The sequence below is a fragment of the Pseudomonas lyxosi genome, assembly GCF_047758685.1.
GTDB lineage: Bacteria > Pseudomonadota > Gammaproteobacteria > Pseudomonadales > Pseudomonadaceae > Aquipseudomonas > Aquipseudomonas lyxosi.
Window position 1 is genome coordinate 1,042,124 of record NZ_CP180481.1, and the last position, 11,138, is coordinate 1,053,261.

Annotated in this window: 11 protein-coding genes; 4 read left to right on the forward strand and 7 right to left on the reverse strand. The window is 60.7% G+C overall.

Going from position 1 to position 11,138, the window contains the following annotated elements:
- Nucleotides 1–167: 167 nt before the first annotated feature.
- Nucleotides 168–1,925, reverse strand: a complete 1,758-nt coding sequence (locus ACMXYI_RS04930; RefSeq protein ID WP_415771973.1) for a flavin monoamine oxidase family protein — start codon at nucleotides 1,923–1,925, stop codon at nucleotides 168–170.
- A 222-nt stretch (nucleotides 1,926–2,147) separates the two neighbouring features.
- Here ACMXYI_RS04930 and ACMXYI_RS04935 point away from each other — a divergent pair, with 222 nt between their 5' ends.
- Together ACMXYI_RS04935 and ACMXYI_RS04940 are read left to right on the forward strand one after the other, a co-directional pair.
- Nucleotides 2,148–3,554, forward strand: coding sequence for an adenosylmethionine--8-amino-7-oxononanoate transaminase (locus tag ACMXYI_RS04935; protein WP_415771975.1), 1,407 nt, complete (start codon nucleotides 2,148–2,150; stop codon nucleotides 3,552–3,554).
- Between the two features lie 134 nt (nucleotides 3,555–3,688).
- Nucleotides 3,689–4,408, forward strand: coding sequence for a 16S rRNA (uracil(1498)-N(3))-methyltransferase (locus ACMXYI_RS04940; protein ID WP_123369139.1), 720 nt, complete (start codon nucleotides 3,689–3,691; stop codon nucleotides 4,406–4,408).
- Nucleotides 4,409–4,523: 115 nt separating this feature from the next.
- Here ACMXYI_RS04940 and ACMXYI_RS04945 read toward each other — a convergent pair whose 3' ends face one another.
- The 3 genes from ACMXYI_RS04945 to ACMXYI_RS04955 are packed head-to-tail and all read right to left on the reverse strand — an operon-like array spanning nucleotide 4,524 to nucleotide 7,064.
- Complete coding sequence (locus ACMXYI_RS04945) at nucleotides 4,524–5,426, reverse strand: transporter substrate-binding domain-containing protein (protein WP_111448479.1); 903 nt, start codon at nucleotides 5,424–5,426, stop codon at nucleotides 4,524–4,526.
- A 27-nt stretch (nucleotides 5,427–5,453) separates the two neighbouring features.
- Complete coding sequence (locus ACMXYI_RS04950) at nucleotides 5,454–5,804, reverse strand: RidA family protein (RefSeq protein ID WP_046053647.1); 351 nt, start codon at nucleotides 5,802–5,804, stop codon at nucleotides 5,454–5,456.
- Nucleotides 5,805–5,822: 18 nt separating this feature from the next.
- Entirely contained in the window at nucleotides 5,823–7,064 is a 1,242-nt protein-coding gene (locus ACMXYI_RS04955; protein ID WP_415771977.1) for a D-amino acid dehydrogenase, read from the reverse strand.
- A gap of 107 nt (nucleotides 7,065–7,171) precedes the next feature.
- On the opposite strand from ACMXYI_RS04955, the gene ACMXYI_RS04960 reads away from it, so the two are divergent.
- Nucleotides 7,172–8,080 carry a LysR family transcriptional regulator gene (locus tag ACMXYI_RS04960; protein WP_415771979.1) on the forward strand — a complete coding sequence of 303 codons (909 nt, stop codon included), beginning with the start codon at nucleotides 7,172–7,174 and terminating at the stop codon, nucleotides 8,078–8,080.
- Between the two features lie 5 nt (nucleotides 8,081–8,085).
- On the opposite strand, the gene trhA is transcribed toward ACMXYI_RS04960, so the two are convergent.
- Complete coding sequence (trhA, locus tag ACMXYI_RS04965; RefSeq protein ID WP_415771981.1) at nucleotides 8,086–8,703, reverse strand: PAQR family membrane homeostasis protein TrhA; 618 nt, start codon at nucleotides 8,701–8,703, stop codon at nucleotides 8,086–8,088.
- A gap of 171 nt (nucleotides 8,704–8,874) precedes the next feature.
- Between trhA and ACMXYI_RS04970 the strand changes: the two genes are divergently transcribed.
- Complete coding sequence (locus ACMXYI_RS04970) at nucleotides 8,875–9,795, forward strand: LysR family transcriptional regulator (RefSeq protein WP_109785615.1); 921 nt, start codon at nucleotides 8,875–8,877, stop codon at nucleotides 9,793–9,795.
- A gap of 106 nt (nucleotides 9,796–9,901) precedes the next feature.
- Here the strand turns inward: ACMXYI_RS04970 and madM are convergent, their stop codons facing one another.
- Entirely contained in the window at nucleotides 9,902–10,666 is a 765-nt protein-coding gene (gene madM, locus ACMXYI_RS04975; RefSeq protein WP_415771983.1) for a malonate transporter subunit MadM, read from the reverse strand.
- Between the two features lies 1 nt (nucleotide 10,667).
- The gene (gene madL, locus ACMXYI_RS04980) at nucleotides 10,668–11,084 is read right to left on the reverse strand and encodes a malonate transporter subunit MadL (protein ID WP_046045246.1); all 417 of its coding nucleotides are present in this window, start codon (nucleotides 11,082–11,084) and stop codon (nucleotides 10,668–10,670) included.
- Nucleotides 11,085–11,138 lie beyond the last annotated feature (54 nt).

Below are 11,138 nucleotides of genomic sequence, written 5' to 3' on the forward strand. Positions count from 1 at the left end.
GAGTCTGAAATGGGTGAGTTAAGGAAAGATTAAAGACCAATGTGTAAGAAAAAATGAAGTCCAACTAACGAACACCTACGCCCCAGGATTTATTCGATTCTTGATATTGGTTTTCTTCGGGCATAAAAAAACGCGGCATTTCTGCCGCGTTTTTTTAGTCCCAAAGCTTACTGCGCTTTGGTATCCGTCGCCGGAGTCGCAGCAGACTTGGCCACTACTTTCTTCGCTGGTTCAGCCTTCTTCGCCGGGGCCTTTTTAGCCTCGGCTTTGGCCGCAGGTTTTTTCGCTGCAGCTTTGACCGGGGCTTTTTTGGCGGGCTCGGCTTTCACCGGGGCCGCTGGTTTCGGCGCTTCGACCGGCGCTGCCGCTGGGGCCGGCGCAGGTGTTGGAGCCGGTGCCGGAGCAACCGGAGCTACTGGCTCTGGCGCCTTGACCGGTGCCGGTTTGTCGTCCGACCCACCGAACAGATTGGTGAAGAAGTTGCCTTTCTTCGCCGCCACCGCGCCAGCGGCCGCAACGGTCGCTGCCGGAACAACTTTCGCCGGTTCAAACGACTTGCCGGCCGCCAGGTCTTCGACCTGACTGGCTGCCCGCTGACCGGTGCGCAATGCGCCTTCCAGCGTGCCCGGGTACAAGGTGTCGGTGTGTTCGCCGGCAAAGGCTACACGCTGAATCGGCCGTTCCCACAGACGCCAGTACTTGCTGATCTGGCCAGGGCCGAACGCCAGGTAAGCGCCGCCCATGGATGGGTCGGTGCTGTAGCGGCGGATTTCATAACCGGTGAACGAACCACGCGCCTCTGGATAAAAGGCGTGCAGACGGATCAACACCTGATCGGCCATCTGCTTGTCGCCGAAAGCCTGCATCACGCGCGCGTTGTCGCCGGACAGGTTGATCACCACGTTGGCGCCGCCCTTCAGCGCCGGCTCAACCCACAACATGCCCAGACCGGTGTTGCTGTAGATCTCACCGGTCATGCGCGCCTTGCTTTCCCATACCGGAGTTTTGAACTTCAGCATGATCTGGTCGCGCCAACCGTAGTTGGTGCCCTTGATCGCGCCCATGTGCTGGGCATCCAGCGACGGAGTCATCTGGATCTTGTTCAGTGCGCGCAATGGCACGGCCACGACGACGTAGTCAGCCTGATAGCCAACGCTGCCGACTTTGACGGTGACGCCGTCCTTGTCTTGGGTGATCGCCGAGACCGGGGAACTGGTCTTGATGGTTTTCAGTTGTTTAACAAAAGCCTGGGCCAACACCGGGCTACCGCCGAGCAGACGCGAAGCACGCAGATCACGATCGGCAACGCCACGGTAAACACGGCTTTGCTGTGCGAAGTACAGCAGCGACAGGCGCGATGGTTCGTCATAACGGGAACGAATCTGCTGATTCACCAACTGACGTGCCGTGGCCGGTAGATTCAGACGGTCGAGCCAGTTGGCCACGTTGATCTGATCCAGCGCGAACAGTGTGCTGTTGGCCGCCGGGTTCTGCGGGTCTTCGATCGAGCGCGCCAGATCATCCACAGTTTTTTCGTAGCGCTTGAGCGCCTCGGCGGTGGCTGGCTGTTTGGTCGCCAGATCGGCGGCGGTGAAATATTCACCGTCGATCAGATAGCTCGGGGTCCGCACGAATTCAGGGGCCGGCGTGGTGCTCAGCTTGAAGGTCGATACGTACTTGTTCAGAACCGGTTGGGTCTTGTCGTTGCCGATCCACTCACTGGTGGCCATGCCGGAGCGACCGCCCATGCCCGGTTTGGCTTCCAGCAGGGTGACCTGCCAGCCCTTGTTTTGCAGTTCGTAAGCCGCGGTGAGGCCAGACAGCCCTCCGCCGATCACGATCGCCGTTTTATCCTTGGCCAGCGCAGACACGCTGAACAGCCCCAACATCACCAGCGCACAGGCGCGCAGCCAACCAGCAGACATTCAGCGAACTCCGGAAATATACGAGGAAATAGCGGTTTTACGAGCCAGACGGCTCAAAGAACCGCGAAGAATACGTCAGCCATCAAAAGGCCGCCAGCGACGTCTATCCACCTATACAAAGTAGCTCAATCCACACAATGGGTTGTCCCCACGTCACGCATTGCATAGGCTTGCGCGATTGTTTGCCCGCGCACGTCGCGAGCCGCCTCGAGGAGACTGAAAATGGGCCTGAATAATCAGTGGATGCAACGCGATCTCGCGGTGTTATGGCATCCCTGCACCCAGATGAAAGACCACGAACAGCTGCCGCTGATCCCGATCAAACGCGGTGAAGGCGTTTGGCTGGAAGACTTCGAAGGCAAACGCTACCTCGACGCCGTCAGCTCCTGGTGGGTCAACGTGTTTGGCCACGCCAACCCGCGGATCAACCAGCGCATCAAGGACCAGGTCGATCAGCTGGAGCACGTGATCCTTGCCGGTTTCAGCCATCAGCCAGTCATCGAGTTGTCCGAGCGTCTGGTGAAGATGACGCCGGAAGGCCTGACCCGATGCTTCTACGCCGATAACGGTTCGTCCTGCATCGAAGTCGCGCTGAAAATGAGCTTTCACTACTGGCTCAACCGCGGCCAGCCAAACAAGAAGCGCTTCGTCACCCTGACCAACAGCTACCACGGCGAAACAATGGCGGCGATGTCGGTGGGCGACGTGCCGTTGTTCACCGAAACCTACAAGGCGCTGCTGCTGGACACCATCAAGGTGCCGAGCCCCGATTGCTACCTGCGTCCGGAAGGCATGAGCTGGGAAGAACATTCGCGCAACATGTTCGCTGCGATGGAACAGACCCTGGCCGAGAACCATGACACCGTCGCTGCCGTGATTGTCGAGCCGCTGATCCAGGGCGCCGGCGGCATGCGCATGTACCACCCGGTGTACCTGAAATTGCTGCGCGAAGCCTGCGACCGCTATGGCGTGCACCTGATCCACGACGAAATCGCCGTCGGCTTCGGCCGTACCGGGACAATGTTCGCCTGTGAACAGGCCGGCATCCGCCCGGACTTCCTCTGCCTGTCCAAGGCCCTGACCGGCGGTTACCTGCCGTTGGCGGCCTGCGTGACCACTGAAGATGTCTACAGCGCGTTCTACGACGACTACCCGACCCTGCGCGCCTTCCTGCATTCCCACAGCTACACCGGCAATCCGCTGGCGTGCGCGGCGGCATTGGCGACGTTGGATATCTTCGAAGAAGACGACGTTATCGAGAACAACAAGGCCCTGGCTCAGCGCATGGCCAGCGCCACCGCGCATCTGACCGATCACCCGAACGTTTCGGAAGTGCGCCAGACCGGCATGGTGCTGGCCATCGAGATGGTCAAGGACAAGGCCACCAAGGAAGCTTATCCGTGGCAGGAACGTCGCGGCTTGAAAGTGTTCCAGCATGCGTTGGAGCGTGGTGCTTTACTTCGACCGTTGGGCAGTGTGGTGTACTTCCTGCCGCCGTACGTGATCACGCCTGAGCAGATCGACTTTCTGGCTGAAGTGGCCAGTGAAGGTATCGACATTGCGACTCGCGATAGCGTTAGCGTGGCGGTGCCGAAGGACTTTCATCCCGGTTTCCGCGATCCGGGCTGATTGAATAGCGCTCGTTCCCACGCTCTGCGTGGGAATGCAGCCCGGGACGCTCCGCGTCCCAAAAGCGGACGCGGAGCGTCCGGTGAGGCATTCCCACGCAGAGCGTGGGAACGATCAAATTAAAGAGAATCCGCATGAGACTGTCCCGCTTCTTTATCGACGCCCCCTTGAGCACTGGCGAACACGAGTTGCCCGAGGCCCAGGCCCATTACATCAGTCGCGTGCTGCGCATGGCCGAGGGTGATGCGTTGCAACTGTTCGACGGCTCGGGCCATGAGTTTCGCGCCACGCTGGTGGAGGTCGGCAAGAAGCGCGTCGTCGTGCAGATCGATGAAAGCTTCGCCGGGCAAGTCGAGTCGCCCTTGCAGATCCATCTCGGTCAGGGCTTGTCCCGTGGCGAGCGGATGGACTGGGCGATTCAGAAAGCCACCGAACTGGGTGTCACTGAAATCACCCCGATCTTCAGCGACCGCTGTGAAGTCCGGCTGAAGGACGAACGCGCCGACAAACGCCTGATGCACTGGCGCCAGGTTGCGATCAGCGCGTGCGAGCAATGCGGGCGTTCACGGGTGCCGGTGATTCATCCGCCGCTGCTGTTGGCGGATTGGTTGAAGCAGACCCAGGCAGAATTGAAGTTGGTGCTGCATCCGGTGGCCGAGCCATTGGTGAGCCATGCGAAACCGGCGACGCTCGCGTTTTTGATCGGCCCGGAAGGCGGGTTGTCCGACGCTGAAGTCGAGCAGGCCAAGGCTGGTGGTTTTCACGCCGCCCGCCTCGGTCCTCGAGTGCTGCGCACCGAAACCGCGCCCGTCGTGGCATTGGCGGTGGCGCAACAACTTTGGGGCGACTTCTAGGTTCTGATCGTTCCCACGCTCTGCGTGGGAATGCAGCCCGTGACGCTCCGCGTCACTGGACGCAGAGCGTCCCTAGAGGCATTCCCACGCAGAGCGTGGGAACGATCATTCGGAACTATTGCACCGGATCACTCACCGGCTTGGCGATGATTGCTTTCAACTCGCTGGTCATCGGGAATTCCAGGTTCAGGCCTTTGGGCGGAATAGGTTGCTGGAACCAGCGCTGATAGATGCCGTTGATCTCGCCCGAGCTGTACAGATCGGCGAGGGTCGAGTTCACCAATTCGAGAAACTGCGGGTCGCCCTTGCGCACCATGCAGCTGTAGATTTCCCGCGACTGCTCCTCCCCCACCACCACCCAGTTATGCGGATCGCGGGCCTTGGCGCGTTCGCCGTAAAGCAGCGCATCATCCATATAGAACGCCGCCGCCCGACCTGACTGCAGCATCTGGAAGGCTTCGCCGTGGTCCTTGGCGCTGATCACGAACATATCGATCTTGTGATCGACGTTGTAGCTCTTCAGAAACCGCTCGTTGGTGGTGCCGGCGGTGGTCACGACGTTCTTGCCGCGCAGGTCGGCGAAGCTTTTGATGCCGCTGTCCTTCGCCGTGAGCAACTGCCCCTTCACGTAGATAAACCCGTAGGAAAACGCCACTTGCTGCATGCGCTCGGCGGTCACGCCGGTGGAACCGCACTCAAGGTCGACCGTGCCGTTCTGCACCAGCGGAATGCGCGTTTGCGAGGTCACCAGGTTGTACTTCACCTGCAGATCCGGCAGTTCAAGTTTTTGCTTGATGCGCTCGACAATCTTGCTCGCCAGGTCCACCGAATAGCCCATCGGCTGCCCCGTGTGATCACCCACGTAGGAGAACGGCACCGACGCGTCGCGATAGCCCAGCGTGATGCTCTTGGCATTGGCGACCTTGTTCAGCGTGCCGGTCAGCGGCGCTTCGTTGGCCTGGACCTGACTGGCGAGCAGCAGGCCGAGGGTGCAGCCGATCAACGTGATTTTTTGCATTGTTATTCTCCGTTGTGGGTAAGGCGATTAGCGGCGGGCGGCGATCACGGTGATTTCCACCAGCACTTCTGGACGGGCCAGTTGCGCCTGCAAGGTGGTGCGGGTCGGCGCTTTGCCCGGTGACAGCCACTGCGACCAGACCTCGTTCATGGCGGCAAAGTCGCGGCCAATGTCGTTCAGGTAAATGGTCGCGTTGAGCAGATGATCCTTGTCGCTGCCAGCTTCGGCCAGCAACGCATCGATCTTCGCCAGCACTTCGGCGGTTTGGCCGGTGACGTCGGTGCTGTCACCCGGAACCTGTCCCGAGAGAAACACCAGATCGCCAAAGGTCACCGCGCCAGAGAGGCGGCTGTTGCTGTTGATTCGGTTGATGTTCATTCGATCTTCCTTTTCAAGTCAGGCGACGCGGGGGGCGAGGCCCTGCATTTCGATTGAAGGTGTGCGCCGGGCGATCAACTCGCTGAGCACCCGGGCGCTGCCACAAGCCAGGGTAAACCCCAGGGCACCATGGCCGAGGTTGAGCCAGAGATTGCGGTACGCCGTGGCGCCGATCAACGGTACGCCGCTGGGGGTGGCCGGGCGCATACCAGCCCATTCGATGGCAGCATCGTAATCGCCGGCATTGGGTAAGGTTTCCTGCGCCTGGCGCTTGATCAGCGCCAGGCGTTTGGGGTCGAGCGCCGTGTCGAAACCGACAATGTCGACCATCGCCGCCACGCGCAATTGTTCACCGATGCGGGCGTAAACGATCTTGCGGTTGTAATCGGTGATGCTCAGCTCCGGCGCGCGATGTTCGGCGCGGATCGGCAAGGTCAGGCTGTAGCCCTTGAGCGGATACAGCGGCAGGCTCATGCCCGGCAACGCCAGCGCCGGACTGCGATGACCGGCGGCAATTACCAGTTGCTCGACCGGCAGCACTTGCGAACCCATTTCGACGGCCTGCACCGCGCCGCCCGCGTGGCGAATACCGGTGACCTTGCGCCCGAGCAAAAACTCGCAACGCCCCGACGCCTGGAGTCGAGCCAGCAATTGCAGGCAGAAGGCATGGCAATCGGCGACTTCTTCGTCAGGGGTATAAATCGCGCCCACAAACGGCGCCTCGGCCAGTGCAGGCTCCAGCTGCGCGCATTCGGCCCGCGACAACACCTGTTGCTGTTGCGGATCGGCCAGGCCATGGCGCGCATGTTCAAAACTCGCGGTTTCACGAAACGTCACCAGTTTGCCGTTACGCCGCCAGTCGAAACCGTCGAGGCGGTCTTCGTCGCGCCAGCCTTGCAGCGTGGACTGGCTCAGCAGCGCCAGACGCAGCAGGTGCGCGCCGTTGCGCTGATTCACCGAACGACGGCAGGCCGCCAGGAAGGACGCCATCCAGCGCCATTGCGCCGGGTCCAGGCGCGGGCGCAGCTTCAACGGCGAGTCACCGCGCAGCATCCAGCCAAGCGCCTGCAACGGTACGCCGGCATCGGCCAGTGGCGCGACGTAGCGGTAGGACAACTGCCCGCCGTTGGCGAAACTGGTCTCGCTGCCCAGCGAGTCCCGGGCCTCGATCAGTGTCACGTCGATGCCGTCGCGAACCAGTGCGTAAGCCGTCGTCAGCCCGATGACGCCGCCACCGATGATGCAAACCCGCTGAGCCATGTCTGTCCTTAACCGTTGTTGAAACAGGCTTCAGGTTAGGACCAGGTGACAGGCGTTGAACAATGCATAAAGATGCCTGACCCATAAACAAAGGTTATGGACTTGCCATGCGACTGCGACACATCGAGATTTTCCAGGCCATTCGCCAGACCGGTTCGGTCAGTGGCGCCGCGCAGTTGCTGCATGTATCGCAGCCGGCGGTAAGCAAAGTGCTGCAACACGCCGAGCAGCAACTGGGCTTCCCGTTATTCCTGCGGGTGCGCGGTAAATTGCAGGCCACACCCGAAGCGCTGGAGCTTGAGCGCGAAGTCGACAAGGTCACCGAAAGCCTGCAAGGCGTGCGGCGTCTGGCCCAGAGCCTGCGTCGCGAGCCGGGGCACAGCGTACGGATTGGCGCGATCCCGGCGCTGGCCCTGTCACTGCTGCCGCCGGCCATCAACGAGTGGACGCAACGTTACCCGGACATTGTCTGCGAACTGTCCAGCGCCCACAGCCGTGAGCTGATGCAGAATTTGTTGATGCGCGAAGTGGATGTCGCGCTGACCTTGCAACCACCGGATCACCCGGGCCTGAAGGCGCAGGTGTTGGCCTGCGGGGTTTTGGTGGCGCTGGCGCCTTTGGGTTATTGGGCCGACGACGCCTTGAGCCAACCGTTGCCTTTGATCGAACTGGCTGGTGCGCCGCTGATCGGCCTGTCCAGCGCCGACCCGCTGGCGGCCAGGCTCGACAGCTACCTTGAGGCGGTCAATCCGCCGCCACGGGTTCGCATCGCCGTGCAGACCTATTCGCTGGCGCGGGCGATGGTTGAATCCGGTGCCGGGCTGGCGGTGATCGATCCGTTTACCGCACTCGGCGCGTCCCCCGCCGCCACGGCGATTCGACCTCTGGCGCCAGCACTACCGATCACCCTGTACGCGGTAACCCGCGCCGACGAACCGCCACCCCACACCTTGAGCGACTTGTTGCAGGTGTTCAGCCGACGGGCGCAGGCGCAGCTGGATCGCTTGATCCCGTAGAGCTCTCAAAGGACATAAAACAGAATCGCCACGAAGTGCAGCAAACTCCCGGCGATCACGAACAGGTGCCAGATCCCGTGGGCATGGCGCAAACGACTGTCCAGCGCAAAAAAGACAATGCCCACGGTGTACAGCACGCCGCCCGACGCCAGCCAGGCGAAACCCGTACTGCCCAACGCCGCCAGTAACGGCTTGACCGCCACCAGCACGATCCAGCCCATCACCGCATAGATGACGATCGACAGAATCCGCGCTTCCGAACGCGGCTTGATCTCTTGCAGGATGCCGATCAGCGCCAGCCCCCAGACAATCCCGAACAGCGTCCAGCCCCACGGCCCGCGCAATGTCACCAGACAAAAAGGCGTGTAGCTGCCAGCAATCAGCAGATAGATCGAATAGTGATCGACCTTCTGCATGATCTCTTTCTTGCGCCCACGCACGCTGTGGTAAACGGTCGACGCGCTGTAAAGCACCAGCAAGGTAAACCCGTAGATCGCCACGCTGACGATCTTCCACGGGCTGCCGTCCATGCCGGCGATCACCAGCATCCACACCACCCCGACCACCGCTGCCACCGCCCCGACCAGATGCGTCCAGGCGTTCAATCTTTCCCCGTGATACATGTGTTGCTCACCTCAAAATTCACTGCAACATCGCGCAAACTGTAGGAGCTGTCGAGTGAAACGAGGCTGCGATCTTTTGATCTTGAAAAATCGCAGCCTCGTTTCACTCGACAGCTGCTACAAAAGATCGCATACGTGCACAATCGAGCCATTCGAATAAGAGTCTGCATCATGCTGATCGATGAAGAGTTGACCCTGAAAAAACTCGAGGTGTTCCTGGCCTTCATGCGCACCGGCAACCTGGCCCGGGCTGCCGCCGAATTGCAGACCAGCAACGTCAGCGTGCACCGGGCGATCCATTCCCTGGAGAGCGCCCTGCGCTGCCCGCTGTTCAAGCACGAAGGCCGCAATCTCACGCCGCTGGAAAGTGCTTATGTGCTGGAAGAACGGGCGCAGAAGCTGATTCAGGACGTGGTCGAAACCGTGCGCCTGACCCGCGAAGCCGCCGGGTTCTCTGCCGAGCGTTTCAAGCTCGGCTCGTTGTATTCGCTGACGGTGAAAACGGTGCCGCAGCTGATCATGGGCCTGAAGATCCGCCGCAGCGAACTCAACATCGACCTGATCCTCGGCTCGAACTTTGACCTGCTGTACAAGCTCAAGAACATGGAAGTCGATGCGATCCTGGTGTCGCTGGACGAGAGCGTCAACGACCCGGACTGCGAGCAGATCCCGCTGTTTTCCGACGACATCTTTCTCGCCACACCGGCGGATTCAAAGTTTGCCCAACGGACCGAGGTCGACCTTGCCGAAGTGCGCGACGAGACATTCATTACGCTGACCCAGGGCTTTGCCACGCATCAGGACGGTAATCGGGTGTTCAAGCAGGCGGGGTTCGAACCGAAGGTGGCGATGCAGGTCAACGACATCTTCACCCTGCTGAGCATGGTCAGCTCGGGCGTGGGTTATGCGTTGCTGCCGGGACGGATTGCGGCGGTGTATGAGAATCGGGTGAAGCTGATTCCGTTGCAGGAAAAGTATCGGTTGCAGCAGCACATTGGGGTGGTGTTCTTGAAGGCCAAGGAGCGGGATCCGAATTTGCTGGCGTTGTTGGCGGAGTGTCGAATGTATGCCAATCGCCAGGCCACCCAATGATCGTTCCCACGCTCTGCGTGGGAATGCAGCCCGGGACGCTCTGCGTCCCAAAGCGGACGCAGAGCGTCCATTGAGGCATTCCCACGCAGAGCGTGGGAACGATCAGTCAGCCAACAATCCCGCGAACAATGAAGTACAACAACGATGGCCCAAGCAAGCACCCAAGCCCGGTGTGAAACGTCGCCGTCAACGCCCCATAAGGCACCAACCGCCGATCCGTCGCCGCCAACCCGGCTGTCACACCGCTCACCGTCCCGGCCAACCCACCAAACACCATCGCCGAGCGCGGGTTATCCAGCCCCATCCAGCGCGCCGCCATCGGTGTGCCGACCATCACGAAAATCGCCTTGATCAACCCGGTGGCAATCGACAACGCCACCACATCGGAACTCGCGCCAATCGCCGCCCCGGTCACCGGCCCGACGATGTAGGTCACCGCACCCGCGCCGATGGTAGTCATGCTGATCGCATCGCGATAACCGAACACCCAGGCCATGCTTGCGCCGACAATGAACGGCAGGATCGTGCCCAGCAGCAGCGCAATCACACCGATCAAACCGGCCTTTTTCGCTTCGGTGGCTTGCACTTCGAACGCCGTGGCGACGATCGCAAAGTCCCGCAACATGGCGCCGCCCATCAAACCGATGCCGGAAAACAGCGTCAGGTCCGCCAGGCCTTTTTGCCCGCCCGTCATGGTGCCGCCGACCCAGGCCAGTACAAGCCCGATGACGATGGCAATCGCCGAACCGTGAATCCGTCCGAACGTCAGGCGCTTGGACAACACCACCGACACCCACATGATCACGCCGACGAACGCGAACGCCGTCACCAGACTGTTATTGGTCAGCCCCTTCTCAATGTGTTCCCACATATCAGCGACCTCCTACTGGAGTGCCGACCGGCGTTATTTCCGCCGGTTCATCGGGCAACGGTTCGCCTTTGTGAGTCCGGCTGATCAGCGCAATGGTGCAACCGCAGATCACTACCGAACCGATCGCCGCCAGCACCGCCACCGGGCCACCGTGCAGAGCGGTGACAACGTTTTGTTGCGCCGCCATCGCCACCACCACTGGAATGTACATGGCGCCCCAGAAACCGACGCCCATCTCGCAATCCTTGGTCATGCCGCCGCGTTTTTGCATCCACAATCGCGCGCAGATCAACAGGATCATCGCGATCCCGACGCCGCCGACGTTTGATTTCACACCCAGCAACACGCCGAGCATGTCTCCCACGATTACCCCTGCCAGCGTACAAATCGCCAACAGCGCCACACCGTAAATAATCATTGTTGTTGTCCTCAAAGTGCATCGTCGAATGTTGTTTTTGTTGTTCGAAGGCCT